The organism is Mycobacterium kiyosense, from assembly GCA_021654635.1.
Classification (GTDB): Bacteria; Actinomycetota; Actinomycetes; order Mycobacteriales; family Mycobacteriaceae; genus Mycobacterium; species Mycobacterium kiyosense.
Genome location: AP025179.1, coordinates 1,389,225 through 1,408,890 on the forward strand (window position 1 = coordinate 1,389,225; position 19,666 = coordinate 1,408,890).

21 protein-coding genes and 3 pseudogenes are annotated in these 19,666 nt (G+C 67.4%); 13 read left to right on the plus strand and 11 right to left on the minus strand.

Features of this window, described 5'->3' with window-relative positions:
- Nucleotides 1-102 precede the first annotated feature (102 nt).
- Entirely contained in the window at nt 103-639 is a 537-nt protein-coding gene (locus L6444_RS06575; RefSeq protein ID WP_236981407.1) for a hypothetical protein, read from the plus strand.
- 4 nt (nt 640-643) lie between these two features.
- Nucleotides 644-1,513: a beta-keto acid cleavage family enzyme gene (locus tag L6444_RS06580; RefSeq protein WP_236981408.1), complete on the plus strand. Its 870-nt coding sequence runs from the start codon at nt 644-646 to the stop codon at nt 1,511-1,513.
- Here the strand turns inward: L6444_RS06580 and L6444_RS06585 are convergent.
- Nucleotides 1,506-1,988, minus strand: a complete 483-nt coding sequence (locus L6444_RS06585; RefSeq protein WP_236981409.1) for a DUF302 domain-containing protein — start codon at nt 1,986-1,988, stop codon at nt 1,506-1,508. The two genes, L6444_RS06580 and L6444_RS06585, sit on opposite strands and share 8 nt — an antisense overlap.
- Nucleotides 1,985-3,162, minus strand: a pseudogene (locus L6444_RS06590) (thiolase family protein). Before L6444_RS06590 ends, L6444_RS06585 begins: the two are co-directional and overlap by 4 nt.
- A 96-nt stretch (nt 3,163-3,258) precedes the next feature.
- Between L6444_RS06590 and L6444_RS06595 the strand changes: the two are divergent.
- Nucleotides 3,259-3,729 carry a winged helix-turn-helix transcriptional regulator gene (locus L6444_RS06595; RefSeq protein WP_236981410.1) on the plus strand — a complete coding sequence of 157 codons (471 nt, stop codon included), beginning with the start codon at nt 3,259-3,261 and terminating at the stop codon, nt 3,727-3,729.
- Between the two features lie 84 nt (nt 3,730-3,813).
- Here the strand turns inward: L6444_RS06595 and rsgA are convergent, their stop codons facing one another.
- Both rsgA and aroA read right to left on the minus strand, forming a co-directional pair.
- Complete coding sequence (gene rsgA / locus L6444_RS06600; RefSeq protein WP_236981411.1) at nt 3,814-4,794, minus strand: ribosome small subunit-dependent GTPase A; 981 nt, start codon at nt 4,792-4,794, stop codon at nt 3,814-3,816.
- The gene (gene aroA / locus L6444_RS06605) at nt 4,791-6,074 is read right to left on the minus strand and encodes a 3-phosphoshikimate 1-carboxyvinyltransferase (protein ID WP_236981412.1); all 1,284 of its coding nucleotides are present in this window, start codon (nt 6,072-6,074) and stop codon (nt 4,791-4,793) included. The genes rsgA and aroA overlap by 4 nt, the downstream gene beginning before the upstream one ends.
- Before the next feature lie 43 nt (nt 6,075-6,117).
- Between aroA and L6444_RS06610 the strand changes: the two genes are divergently transcribed.
- Nucleotides 6,118-6,873 (plus strand): SOS response-associated peptidase, encoded by a 756-nt coding sequence (locus L6444_RS06610; protein WP_236981413.1) that lies wholly within the window; start codon nt 6,118-6,120, stop codon nt 6,871-6,873.
- On the opposite strand, the gene L6444_RS06615 is transcribed toward L6444_RS06610, so the two are convergent.
- Together L6444_RS06615 and L6444_RS06620 are read right to left on the minus strand one after the other, a co-directional pair.
- Nucleotides 6,874-7,497: a TetR/AcrR family transcriptional regulator gene (locus L6444_RS06615; RefSeq protein WP_236981414.1), complete on the minus strand. Its 624-nt coding sequence runs from the start codon at nt 7,495-7,497 to the stop codon at nt 6,874-6,876. It abuts the gene before it with no gap.
- Complete coding sequence (locus L6444_RS06620) at nt 7,497-8,267, minus strand: SDR family NAD(P)-dependent oxidoreductase (RefSeq protein WP_236981415.1); 771 nt, start codon at nt 8,265-8,267, stop codon at nt 7,497-7,499. The genes L6444_RS06615 and L6444_RS06620 overlap by 1 nt, the downstream gene beginning before the upstream one ends.
- A 41-nt stretch (nt 8,268-8,308) precedes the next feature.
- Between L6444_RS06620 and L6444_RS06625 the strand changes: the two genes are divergently transcribed.
- The 5 genes and pseudogenes from L6444_RS06625 to L6444_RS06645 all read left to right on the plus strand — a co-directional run bounded on the left by L6444_RS06625 (nt 8,309) and on the right by L6444_RS06645 (nt 12,960).
- A complete protein-coding gene (locus tag L6444_RS06625; protein WP_236981416.1) occupies nt 8,309-9,553 on the plus strand; it encodes an alkyl sulfatase dimerization domain-containing protein in 1,245 nt (414 codons plus the stop codon).
- Nucleotides 9,550-10,297 (plus strand): annotated as a pseudogene (locus L6444_RS06630) (SDR family NAD(P)-dependent oxidoreductase). The gene L6444_RS06625 and the pseudogene L6444_RS06630 overlap by 4 nt, the downstream one beginning before the upstream one ends.
- Before the next feature lie 3 nt (nt 10,298-10,300).
- Nucleotides 10,301-11,485 carry a sulfotransferase family protein gene (locus L6444_RS06635; RefSeq protein ID WP_236981417.1) on the plus strand — a complete coding sequence of 395 codons (1,185 nt, stop codon included), beginning with the start codon at nt 10,301-10,303 and terminating at the stop codon, nt 11,483-11,485.
- On the plus strand, nt 11,482-11,943 hold the full coding sequence (locus L6444_RS06640) for a VOC family protein (protein WP_236981418.1): 462 nt from the start codon (nt 11,482-11,484) through the stop codon (nt 11,941-11,943). Before L6444_RS06635 ends, L6444_RS06640 begins: the two co-directional genes overlap by 4 nt.
- 9 nt (nt 11,944-11,952) lie before the next feature.
- Nucleotides 11,953-12,960 (plus strand): zinc-dependent alcohol dehydrogenase, encoded by a 1,008-nt coding sequence (locus L6444_RS06645; RefSeq protein WP_236981419.1) that lies wholly within the window; start codon nt 11,953-11,955, stop codon nt 12,958-12,960.
- Between the two features lie 116 nt (nt 12,961-13,076).
- Here the strand turns inward: L6444_RS06645 and L6444_RS06650 are convergent, their stop codons facing one another.
- The gene (locus tag L6444_RS06650) at nt 13,077-13,925 is read right to left on the minus strand and encodes an SDR family oxidoreductase (RefSeq protein ID WP_236981420.1); all 849 of its coding nucleotides are present in this window, start codon (nt 13,923-13,925) and stop codon (nt 13,077-13,079) included.
- Nucleotides 13,926-13,934: 9 nt separating this feature from the next.
- Complete coding sequence (locus L6444_RS06655) at nt 13,935-14,807, minus strand: DNA-3-methyladenine glycosylase family protein (RefSeq protein WP_236981421.1); 873 nt, start codon at nt 14,805-14,807, stop codon at nt 13,935-13,937.
- Between the two features lie 248 nt (nt 14,808-15,055).
- Between L6444_RS06655 and L6444_RS06660 the strand changes: the two are divergent.
- A pseudogene (locus L6444_RS06660) lies at nt 15,056-15,708 on the plus strand (sigma-70 family RNA polymerase sigma factor).
- The gene (gene rsrA / locus L6444_RS06665; RefSeq protein WP_236981422.1) at nt 15,705-16,001 is read left to right on the plus strand and encodes a mycothiol system anti-sigma-R factor; all 297 of its coding nucleotides are present in this window, start codon (nt 15,705-15,707) and stop codon (nt 15,999-16,001) included. Before L6444_RS06660 ends, rsrA begins: the two are co-directional and overlap by 4 nt.
- Nucleotides 16,002-16,010: 9 nt before the next feature.
- Here the strand turns inward: rsrA and L6444_RS30990 are convergent, their stop codons facing one another.
- Nucleotides 16,011-16,085 (minus strand): 50S ribosomal protein bL37, encoded by a 75-nt coding sequence (locus L6444_RS30990; protein WP_089025046.1) that lies wholly within the window; start codon nt 16,083-16,085, stop codon nt 16,011-16,013.
- Between the two features lie 199 nt (nt 16,086-16,284).
- On the opposite strand from L6444_RS30990, the gene L6444_RS06675 reads away from it, so the two are divergent.
- Nucleotides 16,285-16,500: a biotin/lipoyl-binding carrier protein gene (locus tag L6444_RS06675; protein ID WP_236981423.1), complete on the plus strand. Its 216-nt coding sequence runs from the start codon at nt 16,285-16,287 to the stop codon at nt 16,498-16,500.
- A gap of 16 nt (nt 16,501-16,516) precedes the next feature.
- Complete coding sequence (locus tag L6444_RS06680; protein ID WP_236981424.1) at nt 16,517-18,028, plus strand: sensor histidine kinase; 1,512 nt, start codon at nt 16,517-16,519, stop codon at nt 18,026-18,028.
- A gap of 62 nt (nt 18,029-18,090) precedes the next feature.
- On the opposite strand, the gene whiB1 is transcribed toward L6444_RS06680, so the two are convergent.
- Both whiB1 and L6444_RS06690 read right to left on the minus strand, forming a co-directional pair.
- Nucleotides 18,091-18,345 carry a transcriptional regulator WhiB1 gene (gene whiB1, locus L6444_RS06685; protein WP_036353357.1) on the minus strand — a complete coding sequence of 85 codons (255 nt, stop codon included), beginning with the start codon at nt 18,343-18,345 and terminating at the stop codon, nt 18,091-18,093.
- Nucleotides 18,346-18,640: 295 nt separating this feature from the next.
- Entirely contained in the window at nt 18,641-19,603 is a 963-nt protein-coding gene (locus tag L6444_RS06690) for a diacylglycerol/lipid kinase family protein (RefSeq protein ID WP_236981425.1), read from the minus strand.
- Nucleotides 19,604-19,666: the final 63 nt, after the last annotated feature.

Sequence of the window (19,666 nt, forward strand, 5' to 3'; positions counted from 1 at the left end):
GGTCGGTTTTTCGCCCTGATTTCACGTCAGGCGGCGTCCCGGCGGGGCAGACGCTCTGCCGACTGGGGCTACCCTCGACAAGGTAGTGAGGGAAGGGGCGCCATGCTCGCAGCGTTCGGATTCGAAAATCTCGGTGTGGTGGTCGGGGACATGTTCTTCGTCGACCCGAACCCCAACGCCGGTCAGGAAACCCCGGAAAGGGGAGTCCGGCTGGAACTTCGCATGGTCGACCGGGACGAACCCCAGGGATCGATCTATGCGGGCGTTCCGATCACGTTCACCCGCCCGGTGTGGCGGGTGGACCTGTTCGGCTCCACCGAGAGCCCACCCGGGACGCTGGACCGGGCGCATCACCACCCCCGGTTCAACGGCTGGGAGCCCGGACGGCGCCACTTCGTCCCCGAACTGTCCGCTGACCCCGTCGGTTGGCTGACCGGGCAACTGGCCGACCCGCCGGCCGTGCTGGACCGGGCCGGCGTCGACCCCGGCGAATACACCCAAGCCGACGTCGCGGGGCTTTCCGCGGCGGCCCCGGAAATCGTCGCCGCGGTACGGCGGATGCTCGACGGCGTGCGCGACGGGGATCTGGCTCCGTCACCCCCAGAGCCGGTTGCCGCGGCCCGCACCGGCTGGCTCTGAGTACGTGGGTCCCGTCATCGTCGAGTGCGCCGTCAACGGCGTCACGTCGAAGGCAACCAATCCCCATGTGCCGGTGACACCTTCGGAGATCACCGCGGACGCCCTGGCCTGCCTTCAGGCGGGTGCGGCGATCATCCACAACCACATCGACCTGCACGGTGTCAGCGTCGAGCAGGCCGCGCAGCGATACCTCGAGGCGTGGCGGCCCGTCCTCGCCGCTCGACCGGACGCGTTGCTCTATCCGACGGTTCACTTCGGCGAGGGTTTCTCGATCTCGTACGAACACCTGCTCCCGCTCGCCGCAGCCGGATTGCGGGTCGGGCTCACCGACCCCGGGTCGGTTAATCTCGGCGGCACCGATGCCGACGGTATCCCGGCGGGAGATTTGGTCTACACCAACTCATTTCACACCATCAGCCGGGCATTCGAGATCTGCCGCGAAGCCGAACTGGGTCCTAGCCTGGCCATCTACGAACCCGGCTTCCTGCGGGCCACGCTCGCGTGGTGGCGAGCGGGCCGGTTGCCCCAAGGGGCGATGGTCAAGCTCTACTTCTCCACCGAACACGGCTATCTGGGAGCGCCGTTCGGGCTGCCACCCACGGAACGCGCCCTGGAGGCCTATCTGGAACTGCTCGACGGATGCGAGCTACCGTGGGCCGTTTCTGTGGTCGGCGGTGACCTGTGCGCCGACCCCATCGCCAGGCTGGCGTTGGAGCGCGGCGGACATCTGCACCTGGGACTCGAGTTCTATCGCGGCGATCGCACCCCGACCAATGTCGAGTTGGTGACAGCGGCGGTTCGGCTGTGCAACGAGCTCGGCCGCGATGTTGCAACGCCCGACCAGGCCGCCGAGATTCTCCGACTCCCTAGGTGACCTTGGCGGCCAGTGCCGCCAGCTTGGCATCGAGTTGGCCGGCGGCGCTGAGCAATTCGGGGTTTGGCTCAATCACCATCAGCGACGACGGCTGGACGTAGGTCAAGGTACTGCCGCTTCCGTCGTCGGTGATCAGCACCTCGACCGGGGCGAATAACCCGGCCGTCACATCGTGACGCAGCATCGTGACGGCGATCAGCGGGTTGCCCAGGATGACGCGCAACGCCCTGCGTCCGATGCCGGCGTTCGGCAGCCAGGTGCCATGGTCGATCAGCGCGAACAACATGAATCCGCTTGGGCCGACGTACGGTTCGACGGTGGCACGGTAAGCGTCCCAGTCGTCGCACGGTTGGGTGACGTCCGTGATCGGCACCGGTTGCCGACCGATGTCGGCCAGCAGCGCGGCCACCAACTCGTCGTAGCTCTTGGTGCTGTCGTAACGCACCCGCACGCCCTGGAACGGCGTCTGCGTCACGAGAGTCGCTCGATGATCGTGGCGTTGGCCATCCCGCCCCCCTTCGCACATCGTCTGCAGGCCGTACCGGCCGCCGCGCTGCTGCAGGGCGTTGACCATCGTGGTCATGAGGCGCGCCCCGCTGGCCCCCAGGGGGTGGCCGATCGCGATGGCCCCGCCGTTGACGTTGGTCTTGCGCAGATCCGCTCCGGTGTCGTGTGCCCATGCCAGCACGACCGGCGCGAAGGCTTCGTTGACTTCGAACAGGTCGATGTCGGCCAGCGTCAATCCGGCGCGCTGCAAGACCTTTTCGGTCGCAGGGATGACTCCGGTCAGCATGTAGAGCGGATCGGAGCCCCACCACCGTCGCGGTGTGGATCCGGGCCAGCGGCGTGAGGCCGAGGCGGCGGGCGACCTCGCTGCTGGTGATCATCACCGCCGCGCTGCCGTCGGACAGCGGTGAGGAGTTGCCCGGGGTGATCTGCCAGCTGATCTGCGGGAAACGCGCCGCGGTCGCCTCGCTGTAGAACGCGGGCTTGAGGCCGGCCAGCGTGTCGACCGTGGTGCCGGGACGGACGATCTCGTCGGTCGACAGTCCGGCGATCGGGATCAGCTCGTTGTCGAAGCGTCCGTCTTTGGTTGCGGTGGCTGCCTTTTCGTGACTTGCTGCGGAGAACTCGTCGAGCTGCGCGCGGGAGAAGCCCCACTTGGCGGTGATCAGCTCGGCGCTGATGCCCTGCGGCACCAGGCCGTCCGGGTAGCGGCCCGTCATGTCCGCGCCGAACGGGTTGCTGCCCGGCAGCACCGAACTGCCCATCGGCACCCGGCTCATCGATTCCACGCCTGCGGCGATCACGATGTCGTAGGCGCCCGCGACGACGCCCTGGGCGGCGAAGCTGATGCTCTGCTGGCTGCTGCCGCACTGCCGGTCGACCGTGGTGCCCGGCACCGACTCGGGAAAACCGGCTCCCAGCAGGGCATTACGGGCTATATTGACGGCCTGGTCGCCGACCTGGGTGACGGCGCCGGCGATGACGTCGTCGACCTGTGCCGGGTCGACACCGGTGCGGGCCACCAGTTCCCGCAGGCTGTGTGCGAGCAGGTCGGCCGGCAGGACCCCGTGCAGCGCACCGTTGGGCTTGCCTTTGCCGACTGGCGTGCGGACAGCTGCCACGATGACGGCGTCTGGGGACATGGCTCCTCCTTGAGTCGTTGAGCTGAGTTTTGTTCTCTATACTCAGCTATAACACCTGGATATACTAAACGCAACCTAGGTTGGGAGGTGATGTGCGTGACAATGCTGCAGGGCAGGCTCGCCGATCGCGACGCGTGGTCGGCCGTCGGGGAGTGCGCGATCGAGAAGACGATGGCCGTGGTCGGCACCAAGTCGGCCATGCTGATCATGCGTGAGGCCTACTACGGCACTACTCGATTCGACGACTTCGCCCGACGGGTGGGCATCACCAAGGCGGCGACGGCGGCGCGGCTGGCCGAACTGGTCGAACTGGGACTGCTGACCCGACGGCCCTACCGGGTGCCCGGGCAGCGCAGCCGCGACGAATACGTGCTGACCGAGGCCGGCGTCGAGTTCATGCCGGTGGTGTGGTCGCTGTTTCAGTGGGGGCAACGCCATCTGCCCGGCAAGCACCGGCAACTGCGGCTCACCCACTTGGGCTGCGGGGCGGATGCTCAAGTCGAAATGCGTTGCACCGAAGGTCATTTGGTTCCGCCGGACGAACTCGGAATGCAGCTGGCCCGCTGAACCCCTTGCTGTGCGCCACAGTCCCCATATGTACGGGTTTCCAGGCCGTTCACCGTACATTTGGGGCCGCTCGTCGCGGCGGCCTCAGTCCTCCCGCAGGGTGCCCAGCAATCGGCGGGCCGCGGCCACACGGTGCGCCGCCGGCCCCGACAGCGAGTCCAGCGCGCACTCGGGATCGGCGGGCGGGCCCATGTGCCCGCAGCCGCGCGGGCAGTTCTCGATCGCCTCGGCCAAGTCGGAGAAGGCCATCAGCACGTCGTCGGGCGAGATATGCGCCAGCCCGAACGAGCGGATGCCCGGCGTATCGACCACCCAGCCGCCGTTCGCCAGTGGTAACGCGACCGACTGGGTCGACGTGTGCCGTCCGCGGCCGATGTCGGTCACCTCGCCGACCGCCCGATCCGCCTCGGGCACAAGCCGGTTGACCAACGTCGACTTGCCCACCCCGGAGTGCCCGAGCAGCACGGTGATCTGGTCGTGCAGTAGGTCGGCCACCGCGAGCAGTGGGTCGTCGACTCCTGCTTCGACCACCGTCAGGTCCAGGTCCACGAAGTGCGCGGCGAACGGTTCCGGCGGCGCCAGGTCGGTCTTGGTCAGGCACAGGATCGGCGTCAGTCCCCCGGCGTAGGCCGCGATCAGTGCACGGTCGACCAGCCCGGTCCGGGGCGGGGGATCGGCCAGCGCGACCACGATCAACAGTTGATCGGCGTTGGCGACCACCACCCGTTCGGTGGGATCGTCGTCATCGGCGGTGCGCCGCAACACCGTTCGGCGCGGGCCGCGCCGAACGATGCGGGCCAGGGTGTCGGTGCGCCCGGAGAGGTCGCCAACGATGTCGACGTCATCGCCGACCACGATCGGGGTGCGGCCGAGCTCACGTGCCCGCATCGCCGTGACCCGGCGCTCCGGGCGGCCACCCAGCACGCATCCCCAGCGGCCACGATCGACGCTGACCACCATGGCCGCCTCGGCGTCGGCGTGCTGGGGACGAGTCTTGGTGCGGGGCCGCGATCCTTTGCCGGAGCGGACCTTGACGTCGGACTCGTCGTAGTCGCCAGGTCTCAAGTGCGCGATACCATTTCGGCCCAGAGTTGCGGAAATTCGGGCAGTGTCTTGGTGGTGGCGGCGATGTCGCCGACCTCGACGCCGGACACTCGCAGCCCCACTATCGCGCCCGCCATCGCCATCCGGTGATCGGCGTAGGCCCGCCACAGACCGCCGTGCAGCGGGGTGGCGGTGATCACCAGGCCGTCGTCGATCTCCCGGCAGTCGCCGCCGAGTCGGTTGATCTCGGTGCTCAGCGCGGCCAGGCGGTCGGTCTCGTGACCGCGCAGGTGGGCGATGCCGGTCAGCCGGGACACCGATCCGGGCCGGGCCAGGGCGGCCAGGGCCGCGACCGTCGGGGTGAGTTCGCCGACCGCACTCAGGTCGACCTCGAAACCCCGGTACCCACCCGCGGGTCCCTGCACCTGCAGTGTCGAATCATCTTGAGTGACAACGGCATTGAGTTTTTGCAACACGTCGATGAGGTGCCCGGCGGGTTGCACGCTGTGGGTCGGCCAGCCGGTGATGCGCACGGTGCCGCCGGTGACCACCGCGCCGGCCAGGAACGCCACCGCATTGGTGAGATCGGGCTCGACCTCCCAGCGCCGCGCATGAACGGCGCCGGGATGCACGTGCCACCGGTTGGGCACGGTGTCATCGACGTCGACGCCGGCCTGGCGCAGCATCTCGACCGTCATCGCGATGTGCGGCGCCGACGGCAGTGACGCGCCGGTGTGCTGCACGGTCAGGCCCTGGGTGAACGAGGCGCCGCACAGCAATAGTCCCGACACGAACTGCGACGACGACGACGCGTCGATGCTCACCGTGCCGCCGGCCACCGTGCCGCGGCCGTGTACCTGGAAGGGCAGGCCGGTGCCGTCGACGGGGACACCGAGGCCGCGTAGCGCGTCGAGCAGCGGGGCGATGGGCCGGGCGCGGGCCTGCTCGTCGCCGTCGAAGGTGACCGGGACGGCGCTGAGGGCGGCCAGCGGTGGGACGAAGCGCAGCACCGTGCCGGCCAGGCCGCAGTCGACGCGGGCGTCGGGGCCGGGCTGGATGCGGCCGCTGACGGTCAATTCGGTGCCGGGGCCTGAGATGGTGAGGCCGAGCGACTGCAGCGCTCCGATCATCAGGTCGGTGTCGCGGCTACGCAGCGCCCCGGTGATCGTCGAGGTGCCCTGGCCTTGTGCGGCCGCCAGCGCCGCGAGTATCAGCGCGCGGTTGGTCTGGGACTTCGAGCCCGGGACGGTCACGGTCGCGTGCACCGGTGCCGCTGCCGACGGGGCCTGCCATGCGTTCACTGGTCCATCATTGCTTGTCGGGTGGCTCTGCGAACATGGAGCTATGTGTGGACGTTTCGCGGTCACCACCGATCCGGCGCTGCTGGCCGAGAAGATCAAGGCAATAGACGAGGCCACCGGTGCTTCCGAGCGGGCCTCCGAGCCCAACTACAACGTGGCTCCCACCACCCCGATCGCGACCGTGGTGACCCGGCACACCGAACCCGACGACGAGGCTACCCGCCGGATACGCCTGATGCGGTGGGGCCTGCTGCCGCCCTGGGTCAAGGCGGGCCCGGACGGCGCGCCGGACACCAAGGGGCCGCTGCTGATCAACGCGCGCGCCGACAAGGTCGCCACGTCCCCGGCGTTTCGGGGTTCAGCCAAGAGCAAGCGCTGTCTGGTGCCGATGGACGGCTGGTATGAGTGGCGGCCGAACCCGGAGACGGGCAAATCCCCGAAGACACCGTTCTTCATGCACCGCGGCGACGGCGAGCCGTTGTTCATGGCCGGGTTGTGGTCGGTTTGGAAGTCGGCCAAAGAGGCCGATCCTCTGTTGAGTTGCACGATCATCACCACCGACGCGGTGGGGGAGTTGGCGCAGATCCACGACCGGATGCCGCTGGTCCTGCCCGAGGATGAGTGGGATGCCTGGCTCAACCCGGACGCGCCGCTGGATCCTGAGTTGCTGGCCCGCCCGCCCGACGTGCGTGGCATCGAGATTCGTCAGGTGTCGACGCTGGTCAACAACATCCGCAACAACGGGCCCGAGCTGCTGGAACCAGCCGAGCCCGAACCGGGCCAGATGACGCTGCTGTAGCTAAGGCAGGGGTCGGCTAGCCTGCGACACCGCGGTGGCGACGGCCTCGAGGAGCCGGCTCAGCTGCTCGGCGTCATAGATCGAGCGATCGCCGCCGGCCAGGCGGGTGAACACCCCGGCGATGAAAGTGGTGACCGCCGCGGTCTGCGCGGCCAGCAGCTCGGGGTCGTCGGTGCCCGGTTGCAGGTGCGCGATGGCCTGCTGAGTCATGGCGTTCATGCGGGCCACGAACTCTCCCGACGTCGCCGCGAGATCGGGGTCACGTGCGGCGGCCAGCAGTAGCTCGTGGCGTGCCCGATTGAGCATCAGCCCCCGCCCGTCGGCCTGCAGCAAGGTCAGCGACGCCAGGTGTGCGAACGGAGACTCCGGGTCCAGCGGTTCGTCGATCACCGATCGCAGGTTGGCGACGTCGATCTCGGCGACCCGCTTGCCCACCCCGCGCAGCAGTGCCTCGCGGGTCCGGTAGTAGTACGACGTGGTGCCGTCGGGCACGCCGGCGCACCGATCGACCTGACCATGGGTGAGTCCGCGCGATCCCTGCTCGGCGAGCACTTGGATTGCGGCATCACATAATTCGCGCCGACGTTCGTCGCCGTCGCGTTTGCGTGGGCTTCTGGTGGTCATCAGCGCAGCACGGTTCCGCCGTCGATATTGATCACCTGGCCGTTGATCCACTCGCCTTCCTGGGACAGCAGGAAGGCGACGAGGGACGCGATGTCGTCGGGGTCGCCAACCCGGTTGCCGCGGATGCGTTTGAGCGCGCCGGCTTCCAGCTGCGGCCATTGCGGGACCGACCGGATGGCGTCGGTCGCGGTGAACCCCGGTGCGACGGCGTTGCACCGGATGCCGTCCTTGCCCCACCTGGCCGCGACGTGTCGGGTCAGCGCGCCGATCCCCGCCTTGGCGGTGGCGTAGGCCGGCCGCGCCGGCTCGCCCTGGAACGCCGCCGCAGACGACATGTTGACGATCGCCCCGCCGCCGCGGTCCAGCAGCTGCGGAATGGCGCACTTCATGGCGGCCACATATCCACGCAGGTTCACCGCCATCACCCGGTCCCAGACGTCGAACCCGATGTCCACGACGTCGGTGTCGTAGCGCAGCGCGCCCATGTCCGCCCCGACATTGAACAGCAGGTCGATACCACCGAAAGTGGTTGTGGCGGTGTCCATCAGGGTGGCAACCGAGTTCGTATCCGCCAGGTCGAACCCGGCATGCGTCGCGGTGCCGCCGACCGTCACGATGCGATGGGCCGTGTGTTCTGCGGCTTCGGCGGCGATGTCGCCCACCACCACCCGGCAGCCTTCGTCACCCAGTCGGAGGGCGGTCGCCGCGCCGATGCCGGTGGCACCGCCGACTACGACCGCAACCTTTCCGGTCAGGCCGCGAAGTCCCATGCCCTTGACTTTACCTCTAGAACTGTAGAGGATCGCAACCCATGGCTGGGATTCATCGCGAGCGTCCCGGTGCCGGCGACCTGGCAGCGGCCACCGGCGCTCCGGCGGTGTCGTTGGGCGACGGCATCTGGATGTCGCCCGGTGTCTCGAATTCCTACGCGGTCGCCACCGACGACGGGCGAGTGATCGTCAACACCGGGTTGGTGTTCGAAGGACCGTTGCACCGCAAGGCCTTTCACGATGTTCCCGGTCCGACCCGCGCCGTCGTCGTGACCCAGGGGCACGCCGACCACTGGGGCGGGGTGAACTCGCTGCGCGACGACGGCACCGAACTGATCATGCACCGCAACTACCGGTACTGGCGTGACGACAACCAGCGGCTGATGGGCTACCGGGTGCCCAAGACGTCGTTCGCCTTCCGGAAATTCTCCGACGCGATGCTGGAGCACTTCAAGACCATCGATCCCGCCACCGTCGACTTCTCGTTTCCTGAGCCCACCACCACATTCGATCGGCACCACGAGCTGACGGTCGGCGGTCGGGTCTTCGAACTGAGCTGGACACCGGGTGGGGAGACCACCGACGCGCTGGTGGTATGGCTGCCGCAAGATCGAATCCTGTTCACCGGCAATCTGTTCGGCCCGCTGTTCGGTCATGTGCCGAACCTGATGACGATCCGCGGCGACCGCTACCGCGACCCGATCCTCTACATCGAAGCGTTGAACCGCGTGCTCGAGTATCGCCCGGCAACACTGATCACCGGCCACTTCGGGCCCATCGAGGGCGCCGCGCGCATCGCCGAAGAGGTCACCGCGATGCGCGATGGGATGCAAGCCGTGCACGACCGCACCATCGAGCTGATGAACTCCGGCGCCGACCTGTATACCGCGATGCGCGAAGTGCGGATTCCCGAGCACCTCGACATCGGCGAGGGTTACGGAAAGACGTCGAGGAACGTGCGCGCCATCTGGGAGATGTACACCGGATGGTTCCGGCACCGATCCACCACCGAGCTCTACGGAGTGGCCCCGGATTCCATTGCCGCTGAGGTGGTTAGCGCGGCCGGGGCGGACACGCTCGTCGCAGCGGCCCGCAACCAGGTATCCGCGGGCCGTCCGGTGCAGGCGTTGCAGCTCACCGACCTGGTGCTGGCTGCCGAGCCCAGCCATCCGGAAGCACGTGCGGTGGCCGTCGACGCGCACCAAGCGCTGCTGGCCGGCACCGAGAACTTCTGGGAAAGGGCTTGGCTGACCAAGAACATCGACGAATTGAGGGCCACCGAATGAACTCCGTCAGCTTCGACTTCACCGGCGCCCAGGTGCTGGTCACCGGCGGCACCAGCGGCATCGGTAACGGCATCGCCGCCGCCTTCGCCGACGCCGGCGCGACGGTGACCATCACCGGAACGCGCTCCACTGCAGCAGATTACGACGACGACCTGACTGCTTTCAGTTACCGGCAGTGCCGGATCCAGGAGCCCGACTCCGTCGACGGGCTGGTCGACTCGCTCGGTGAACTGGACATCCTGGTCAACAACGCCGGCGGACCCTTACCCGGCGGGCGACGAATACGACCCCGACGGTTACATCGCCTCGGTCGCCCAGAACATGTTCGGGCCGATGCGACTGACCATGCGCTGCTACGAAAAGTTGAAGTCCAGCAAGGCATCCGGCGGCGCCAGCGTGGTCAACATCGTGTCGATGTCGGCGTTTCGCTCCGCGGTCTTCGTGCCCGGCTACGCCTCCTCGAAGATGGGCCTGGTCGCACTGACGATGAACCTCTCCCGCCGCTGGGCCCACGACGGCATCCGGGTCAACGCCGTCGCACCCGGCCTCATCGACACCCGCATGACGCATCCCGCGATGAGCATCCCGCAGGTCATGGACGTCGAGATCGGTTTCCACACCCCGCTGGGCCGGCCCGGGACACCCCAGGACTGCGCGGGTGCGGCGCTGTTCCTGTGTACCGACGCCGCCGCGTACATCACCGGGTCGACGATCGCCGTCGACGGCGGATACCTGACGGTCTGAACCATGGGCGACTACGACAACGTCACCACCCCCGACGACGTCCTCAAGCTGGCCTCGGAGCGCACCGGCCTGTCCGACACCGAATCCGATTCCTGGCGTGCCGGATTGGCGGTCATGCTGGACGACCTCAACACCTCGACGGCGTTCACGCCATTCGGCCGCGACCGCATCATCAACGACGCCATCGGCGCGCTGGGCCGTCGGCTGCAGATACACGACTACATCCAAGCCCACCCCGAGATCCTCGACGCGCCCATCGAGCGGCCACTGATCGTGCTCGGCATGCCCCGCACCGGCACCACCGTCATCAGTTACCTGCTCGACCAGGACCCGGCGCGCCGCTCGCTGCTGCACTGGCAGTGCGTACACCCGATCCCGCCGGCCGACACCCACACCCTGCGCACCGACCCGCGCTGCCTGGCGCTGCTGGACGAGCAGGCCAAAACGCTGGAGTTGGTCAAGACGGCGAAAATCCCGCTACCGCACTGGGAAGACGCCGACGGTCCCACCGAGGACATGTTCATCCACAACCAGGACTTCAAGGGCCTGTCCTGGGACTCGTTCCTGTCGACGCGGCGCTACGCCGAGTGGCTGTTCGACGAAGCCGACATGAGCACCACCTACGAGTACCAGAAGCGTTACTTGCAGGTGCTGCAGTCCACCGCGCCGGGCACCTGGAGCCTCAAGATGCCGTCGCATTCGGTGCACATCGACGCGCTGCTCAAGGTCTTCCCCGACGCGCGGCTGGTGTGGGCGCACCGCGACCCGTACCAGGCCACTGGGTCGCTGGCCAATCTGTGGAAGCTGCCGAAAGGCATGACGCACCGGCCGGAGGCCGTCGACCTACCAGCGATGGGACGAGATGCCTTGTGGCAGATGCGCTATCACGTCGAGCGTCCGCTGCGGGCCCGCGACCGCATCGTCGACGACCGCTTCTTCCATATGTACTACCACGAGATGATGCGCGACCCGATGGACGTGATGCGCCGCCTCTACGACTGGGCGGGCGATCCGCTCACCACGGAAACCGAAGAGCGCATGCGCAATTGGCTCGCCGCACACCCCCAGGACCATTACGGCGTCAACAGTTACAGCCTGGACCAGTACGACCTCACCGTCGAACAACTCAAGCCGGTGTTCGCCGAGTACCTCGACACCTTCGCCATCGAACTGGAGAGCACAACGTGACCGCACTTTCCCCCGCGGACTGCTATCACACCGGTCTGGTGGTGCCCGATCTGCAGGCCGCGATCGAAAGTGCCACCGCCGCAGCGGGTTACACGTGGACCAAACCCGTCGAGGCCACCCTGGCCGTCGCGGCCGTGGACATCGAGTACGAGGTGCCGTTCAAGTTCGTCTACTCCATCGAGGCCCCGCATCTGGAGCTGATCCAGGCGGTGCCCGACACCATCTGGGCGGCGCAACCCGGCGGTGCCGCCCACCACCTCGGCTACTGGGCCGACGACCTGCCGGGTGTCGCGGACAAGCTGAGCGCGGCCGGCTACCGCCTCGAGGCCCGGCCCGCCGGCGACCAGCTGTCGATGTTCGCCTATTTCATCGCGCCGTCCGGTGTGCGCATCGAAATCGTGGACCGCGCACTATTTCCCGACTTTCCGGGCTTCCTCGAATCGATGAAGGCCGGTTAGGGGCGCGTGATGAAAGCCGCCATGGTGACCGGGCCGGGGCAGACCGAAGTCGTCGACACCGATCGGCCGCAGGCCGGCCCCGATGATGTGCTGCTCAGGATGCGCGCCTGTGGCATCTGCGGATCGGATGCGTTCTACATCACCATCGGGGGCGTTCCGCCGCGCCAGGGCTGCATGCCGCTGGGCCACGAACCGGCGGGCGAGGTAGTCGAGGTCGGCTCGGCGGTGTCCGGCATCGCCGTGGGCGATCATGTCGTCGTCAACCCGATGGCCGCCCCCGGCGGCATCATCGGCAACGGCGGCCCTGCCGGTGCCCTCTCGGACTACCTCGTGATCGAAAACGCAGTCCGTGGAACCAGTTTGGAGGTGATCCCGAAACACATCCCGTGGCAGGTCGCCGCGCTCAACGAGCCGATGGCCGTCGCGCGGCACGGCGTCAACCAATGCCGGCCCAAACCGACGGACAAGGTGGTGGTGTTCGGCGCCGGACCGGTGGGGCTGGGAGCGACGCTGGCGTTCAAATCCGTTGGCGTGCAACACATCGTGGTTGTCGACCTGGTTCCCGGGCGGCTGGACAAGGCGTTGCGGATCGGCGCCGATGCCGTAGTCAACTCCGCCGAGCAGGACGTCGTGCAACGCCTCGTCGAACTGCACGGCCCCGGCGAGTCGATGTTCCCCGGCAAATCCGGCACGAATATCTACCTCGACTGCGCCGGTGCGGCCGCCGTCGTCAACACCGCCTTGGCGGCGGCCCAGAAGGGGGCCACGCTGGGCATCGTCGGCGTGCACAAAGAGGCGGTGCCGGTCGAGTTCGTCAACGTGATGAGCAACGAAATCACCATCGTCGGCAGCATGGGGTATCCGACCGAGATCTTCGAGGTGACAAAGGATCTCGTCGCAAACTGGGAGAAGTACGCGCTGATCGTCAGCCACACCGTCCCGTTCGCGAACCTCGGCGAGGCGCTGGATTTGGCCAGTACGCCCGGCGCCGCCGACAAGGTCGTCGTCACCTTCTGAGGTCGGTCCCCGGAGCGGTGGTTCGGGAGTCGGCCGAGGCCCCTGGCGTTACCGGCGTTGACCAATGCCGCCATGCCCGGCGTGGCCGCACCGGCCATGTCAGCCGCTAGCGGAGTTCACGGACCGGTGTATCCGGGCGGGTTGACCCCGTCGACCCAGAAGTCGACGCCGAGTTGCGATCCGGGCACGCAGTCGTAGACCGAAAGGTCCTTGACCCCGGAGTCCACCAGCACGTCTTCGCACAGCAGCATGTTGCCGGTGTACTCCCGCGACGGCTTGTTCAGGATGACGTAGGCCGCGTCCGAGTAGACCTCCGGCTTGCGCGACCGCGCCATCGCCTCGTCGCCGCCGAGCAGGTTCTGCACCGCGGCGGTGGCCACCATGGTGCGCGGCCACAGGGTGTTGGAGGCAATGCCCTCGGCGCGCATCTCCTCGGCAATCCCCAACGCGCACAACGTCATACCGAACTTCGCCATCATGTACGCGGTCGGCTTGAGCCACTGTTTGCCCAGCAGCACCGGCGGCGAGAGCGTCAGCACGTGCGGGTTCTCGCGACCCTTCATGTGGGCAAGACACGCCCGCGACACCGCGTAGGTGCCGCGCACCTGGATGCCGTTCATCAGGTCGAACCGCTTCATCGGCACCTCGGTGATGGAGCCCAGGTTGATCGCCGACGCATTGTTGACGCAGATGTCGATGCCGCCGAACTGCTCGACCGCTTTGGCCACCGCGGCTTCGACCGAATCCGGGTCACGCACATCGCCGACGATCGGCAGGGCTTTCCCGCCTGCTTCCTCGAGTTCCTTGGCGGCGGTGTACACGGTGCCCGGCAACTTCGGGTGCGGCTCAGCGGTCTTGGCGATCAGCGCGATGTTGGCGCCGTCCTGCGCGGCGCGCTTGGCGATCGCCAAGCCGATGCCGCGGCTGGCACCGGAAATGAACATGGTCTTATCTTTGAGCGACATGGCGTCACCCTAACTCCCGGTCCGAGCTGCGATTTCGTGGGTGCGCCGTTCCCGTAACGCGCGCAGGTATACGGCGGCCCAGGTGCGAAAAGGGCGCCAGGCCTCCGACACCTCGGCCAGGGTGCGCCCGGGCCCGTACTTCGCGATGATCTCGGCGTCCAGGCGGCGCTCGTGCCTCGGCAGCCCGTCCGGCACATTGGCGCCCCGCAGCACCACGAGTTCGGCAGCGAACGGCCCAAGTCCTTTGATCTGCTGCACGGCCGCTATCGCCGCGTCGGGATCCACCGACCGCAGCGCCGCGCAATCCAGCTGCCCGTCGAGGGCGGCCTCGGCGACCGCGCGCAGGTACTCGCCCTTGCGGCCGGGCAGGGCGAGGTCCAGCGCCACCAGCCGTCCGGGACTCGGAAACGCGCCGCGGTCGCCGTGGCGCGCCACGATGTCGGCGCGCAGCCGGGCCGCCTGCACGATCCGCAGCCGCTGGGACAGCACCGCCCAGGCGGCCGCCTCGTACGGCGAGTGAAACCCGCACGGACGTAAGCCGGGAAGTTCGTGCTGCGCCGCGGCGATCACCGCATCGCGCCTGGCCACGTCGACCCAACCGCGGGCGTCGACGTCCAGCGCCAAAAACCGCGCGGTCTGTTCGGCCGCCGCTGCCAGATCACCGTCGCCGGCCACCGCGATCGACGCGGACGACCCGCGCTGGGAGACGGTGACCTCGGCGCGCGACCAGTCGGCTTCCACCAGGAACGTCGTGGACAAATCGGCGGACTTGGGTTGCTCGGCCAGGGCGGCCGGCGTGAAGCCTTCCCAGAATTCGCGACTGATGGCCAGTGACCACGGACCGCGTATCTGCCGGGTGACGGTGTGGGTTCGCGTCGGCACGTGACAAGTGTTCCAGGGGGCACCGACACAGCGCGGAAATAGCTGGCCGACAAATCCCGTTGATCGGGTGGTCGAGCCGACCGGGCGGGCAGCTGTCGGTCGCGGCCTTTAGATTGGGAGGAGGGAGCCAGGTGTCAACTGCGACGAGCCTATTGTGCGACGAGCGGTTGGATCGCTTCCTTGCGAGTCCGGTGGCGCTCTTCGCGCTGGCCGGTGACACCGCAACCGAAGGGACCGTGGTACTCGAGATGGCCGACACCGATGGCGAGACCGGGCCCGAGGTTCCCGCGACCGGGCCGCCCAAACCGGCGGAGACCGACGCCGAACTGACGGCGCGATTCGAGCGCGATGCGATTCCGCTGCTCGACCAGCTCTACGGAGGCGCGCTGCGCATGACGCGCAATCCCGCGGACGCCGAGGACCTGCTGCAGGAAACGATGGTCAAGGCCTACGCCGGGTTCCGGTCGTTCCGGGAGGGCACCAACCTCAAGGCGTGGCTGTACCGCATCCTGACCAACACCTACATCAACAGCTACCGCAAGAAGCAGCGGCAGCCCTCGGAGTACCCGACCGACGAGATCACCGACTGGCAGTTGGCCGCCAACGCCGAGCATTCCTCAACCGGGCTGCGGTCGGCCGAGGTCGAGGCGCTCGAAGCGCTGCCGGACACCGAGATCAAAGCGGCCTTGCAGGCGCTGCCGGAAGAATTCCGGATGGCGGTCTACTACGCCGACGTCGAAGGTTTCCCCCTATAAAGAGATTGCCGAGATCATGGGCACGCCGATCGGTACGGTGATGTCTCGGCTGCATCGCGGCCGGCGTCAGCTTGCGCGAACTGCTGGCCGACGTCGCCAGGGACCGCGGTTTCACCCGTGGCCAGCACGAGGAGGTGTCGTCATGAGCGAGTCCTGCGGCACGTCCGGCGCCCACGACCACGACGACTTCGGCTGCGCCGAGGTGCTTGCCGAGGTGTGGACGCTGCTCGACGGCGAGTGCACTCCGGAGAAGAAGGAGAGCCTGCGCAGGCACCTCGAAGCGTGCCCGGGATGCTTTCAGCACTACGGGCTCGAGGAACGGATCAAGGCCCTGGTTGCCACCAAATGCAGCGGTGAGAAGGCCCCGGAGGGTCTGCGGGAGCGGTTGCGGCTGGAATTCCGCCGCACCACCATCATCCGCGAGGAGATTCAGCCTTAGCAGCGCCCGTCAGGCGTTGGGCCGCTTGCCGTGGTTGGCCTTGCTGTACTTGCGGTCACGCTTCTTGCGGCCACGCTTGGCCATGATCCAACCTCGTTTCGTCAGGGTGTTTGTCGCTGCGGGCGGGGTGAAAAGCCGCGCAATTGCCTCCCATTGTCTCATGCGGATCGCGCCACGCTGTCCACCGCCCGCACCCCGCGGTCGCCAACGGTCTTATGGTTCGATATACATTGCCCGACAGGGCAGACAGCATGGGCAGTGGCCGAGACGAGTGGGGTGATGGATGTCCGAGGAGGTTCGCGCCGAGATCGTGGCCAGCGTGCTCGAAGTCGTTGTCAGCGAAGGCGACCAGATCGCCCAGGGCGACACCGTGGTGCTGCTCGAGTCGATGAAGATGGAGATCCCGGTCCTGGCCGAAGTCACCGGCACCGTCAGCAAGGTGAGCGTGTCGGTCGGCGACGTCATCCAGGCCGGCGACCTGATCGCCGTTATCAGCTGAGCAATCCCCGGGTTTCATGTCCACTCTCGGTGACCTGCTCGCCGATCACACGGTGCTGCCGGGCAACGCCGTCGACCATCTGCACGCCGTAGTCGGGGAGTGGCAGCTACTGGCCGACTTGTCCTTTGCCGACTATCTGATGTGGGTGCGCCGCGACGACGGCGTACTGGTGTGTGTGGCGCAGTGCCGCCCCAATACCGCTCCGACGGTGCTGCAGACCGACGCAGTGGGCAGCGTCGTCGCCGCCGACCGCCTACCCCTGGTCGCCGAGGCTTTCTCGTCGGGCGGGGTGCAGCAGGGAGACCCGGCCGAACAGGGCGGATGGCAACTTCCCGGACCAGTTCCCGGCCCCAACGTGATCGCCTCGCCGGTGCGCTACGGGGAACAGGTGGTGGCGGTGCTGACCCAGCATCAAACCGAGACCGCGGCCCAGCGGATGTCCGGCCACCTCGAGACCGCCTATCGGGACTGTGCCACCGACCTGTTGCACATGATCGCCGAGGGCACCTTTCCCGATGTCGGCGACGTGGCCATGTCGCGGTCCACGCCGCGCGCCGGCGACGGCTTCATCCGCCTCGACGTCGACGGCATCGTCGCCTACGCCAGCCCCAACGCGTTGTCCGCCTACCACCGGATGGGCCTGAACAGCGAGTTGGAAGGCCACAACCTGATCAAGGTCACCCGGCCGCTGATCTCGGACCCGTTCGAGGCCCAGGAGGTGGCCGAACACATTCTCAACCTGCTGGCTGGCGGCTCCAGCATGCGCATGGAGGTCGACGCGGGCGGCGCCACGGTGCTGTTGCGGACACTGCCGCTGGTGGTGCACGGGGAGAACGCGGGGGCGGCGATCCTGATCCGCGACGTCACCGAGGTGAAACGGCGCGACCGTGCGCTGATCTCCAAGGACGCCACCATCCGCGAAATTCACCATCGGGTCAAGAACAACTTGCAGACGGTGGCGGCGCTGCTGCGTCTGCAGGCCCGCCGGACGGTCAACGCGGAAGGGCGCGAGGCGTTGATCGAGTCGGTGCGCCGGGTGTCCTCGATTGCATTGGTGCACGACGCGCTGTCGATGTCGGTGGACGAGCAGGTCAACCTCGACGAGGTCATCGACCGGATTCTGCCGATCATGAACGATGTCGCCTCGGTGGACCGACCAATCCGGATCAACAGGGTCGGTGACCTGGGTGTGTTGGACTCCGACCGGGCGACGGCGCTGATCATGGTGATCACCGAACTGGTGCAGAACGCGATCGAGCACGCCTTCGATCCCGATGCCGCCGAAGGTTCGGTGACCATCCGGGCCGAACGGTCAGCGCGCTGGCTGGACGTGGTGGTGCACGACGACGGGCGCGGCCTGCCAGAGGGGTTCAGCCTGGAGAAATCGGACAGCCTGGGCTTGCAGATCGTGCGGACGCTCGTCTCAGCCGAGCTGGACGGGTCGCTGGGCATGCGGGAGGGCGCCGACCGCGGCACCGACGTGGTGCTGCGGGTGCCGATCGGCCGACGCGGCCGGTTGCTGCTATGAGCGTGGTTACGCAGCAATGCGGCCCCGGTCGCAACCGGGGCCGCATTGCAGTGAATCTAGGGTCAGACTCCGCTGCGAGCCTTCGTCCGGGCGTTGCGACGCTTGAGTGCACGCCGCTCGTCTTCACTCATTCCGCCCCAGACGCCCGAGTCCTGGCCGGTGTTCAGAGCCCAGCCGAGACACTCCGTCGTCACCGGACACCGATTGCAGACCAGTTTCGCGTCAGCGATCTGCGCGAGTGCCGGCCCGCTGTTCCCAACCGGGAAGAACAGTTCCGGATCTTCGTCGCGACACACCGCCCTATGGCGCCAATCCATTAGTAGCTACTCCTCACTATGTGCGCAGCACTGCGCACGGGCATTTCTTCTTGGCTGTTAAACCCGGCACAAGAAAGGGGTTCCGTACCTTTGCATATCTGACGCATGCAACCTTTTGATCGTTTCACAGGCTCAACAGATGTCAATAGTGTTACGCGGGCTCGTGGGCTATCTCACTTCAGCGATCTCTTACCCTTGCCCTTAACCAGTTGTACTACACTACTCGGCCTTTTGCGCCCCACAGTTTCGTCGCGGGCGAGTCACAGCTTGATTCGTGCAGCTCAGAAGCCTGTTTTCACTCCGAGCCGGGCCGCGGGGCAACCACCGCAAGACCGCTCGGGACCACTCGGAACGTCATCGAGTCGCGCAGGCCGAGGTATTCGCCGTCGTACTGGCAGGCCGCCGGCGCGGCCATCTTGGTTATCCGCGCGTAACTCACGTCGTCGTCTCGGATCAGCTGTTTGGCTTCCAGCTTGGGCCGCTTCGCCAGCAGTTGGCGCAGCAACCGCAACGTGGGGATCAGTTTCATACTGGTGAGTGCGAAGATGCCCAGCCCTGACTCGAAGCTGCAGCCCGGGTTGGTGACCATGGGCCGGTCGTCGCTGTAGGTCCAGGGATTGGTGTTGGAGACCCACACGAAGTGCACGCCCGATACGGGTTCGCGGTCGGGCAGCTCCAGGATCAGGTTGGGGTCCCGGCGGCTGAACCGCACCGACACCGGCACCGCCACCCGCCAGTAGCGCAGCGGCGTGATCTTGTGGCCCTTCTTGCGTTCCTTCTCCACCGCCTCGACCACTTCGGCGTCGACTCCCATGCCGGCATTGACCAGGGCGTACACCTCGCCGCAGTCGATCAGTGAGATGCGCCGCCACTGCCGGCTCCGCTCGTATTCGTCGAGCAGGTTGATCAGCTGGTTGCTGGCCGCGGCCGGGTCGCGGTGGATGCCCAGGGCTCTGGCCAGCACGTTCGCCGAGCCGCCGGGAATGATTCCCAACGCCGGGACGGGGCCCGGCGGGGTCGAGCCGGGCCGGCCGAGCATGCCGTTGACCACCGCACTCACCGTGCCGTCACCGCCGTGCACGACGACCAGGTCGTAGCCTTCGGCAACCGCGGTGCGGCCGAGTTCGTCCGCGTGACCGGCGTGCTCGGTGTTAGCGACGGTGAGCTGTACGCGGCTTTCCAGCGCGTGCGTCACCAGCTCGCGAGCGGCCGGTGTGATGCTGGTGGCGATCGGGTTGGCGATCAACATGGCACGCATGAGCCAAACGTTAGGCGCGGCGCCCCTTCCCGCTCCACGCGGGCCGGGGTTGGTCCGCGCGAC

What these genes read in the sequence shown, in the direction of transcription:
- L6444_RS06615 (WP_236981414.1), bottom strand. Translation starts at nt 7,497, where the DNA reads ATGACCACCAGAAGCCCACGCAAACGCGACGGCGACGAACGTCGGCGC.
- rsrA (WP_236981422.1), top strand. Translation starts at nt 15,705, where the DNA reads ATGAGCGAGTCCTGCGGCACGTCCGGCGCCCACGACCACGACGACTTC.
- L6444_RS06680 (WP_236981424.1), top strand. Translation starts at nt 16,517, where the DNA reads ATGTCCACTCTCGGTGACCTGCTCGCCGATCACACGGTGCTGCCGGGC.
- L6444_RS06650 (WP_236981420.1), bottom strand. Translation starts at nt 13,925, where the DNA reads ATGTCGCTCAAAGATAAGACCATGTTCATTTCCGGTGCCAGCCGCGGC.
- whiB1 (WP_036353357.1), bottom strand. Translation starts at nt 18,345, where the DNA reads ATGGATTGGCGCCATAGGGCGGTGTGTCGCGACGAAGATCCGGAACTG.
- L6444_RS06620 (WP_236981415.1), bottom strand. Translation starts at nt 8,267, where the DNA reads ATGGGACTTCGCGGCCTGACCGGAAAGGTTGCGGTCGTAGTCGGCGGT.
- L6444_RS06610 (WP_236981413.1), top strand. Translation starts at nt 6,118, where the DNA reads ATGTGTGGACGTTTCGCGGTCACCACCGATCCGGCGCTGCTGGCCGAG.
- L6444_RS06675 (WP_236981423.1), top strand. Translation starts at nt 16,285, where the DNA reads ATGTCCGAGGAGGTTCGCGCCGAGATCGTGGCCAGCGTGCTCGAAGTC.
- L6444_RS06625 (WP_236981416.1), top strand. Translation starts at nt 8,309, where the DNA reads ATGGCTGGGATTCATCGCGAGCGTCCCGGTGCCGGCGACCTGGCAGCG.
- L6444_RS06635 (WP_236981417.1), top strand. Translation starts at nt 10,301, where the DNA reads ATGGGCGACTACGACAACGTCACCACCCCCGACGACGTCCTCAAGCTG.
- L6444_RS06575 (WP_236981407.1), top strand. Translation starts at nt 103, where the DNA reads ATGCTCGCAGCGTTCGGATTCGAAAATCTCGGTGTGGTGGTCGGGGAC.
- L6444_RS06690 (WP_236981425.1), bottom strand. Translation starts at nt 19,603, where the DNA reads ATGCGTGCCATGTTGATCGCCAACCCGATCGCCACCAGCATCACACCG.
- L6444_RS06645 (WP_236981419.1), top strand. Translation starts at nt 11,953, where the DNA reads ATGAAAGCCGCCATGGTGACCGGGCCGGGGCAGACCGAAGTCGTCGAC.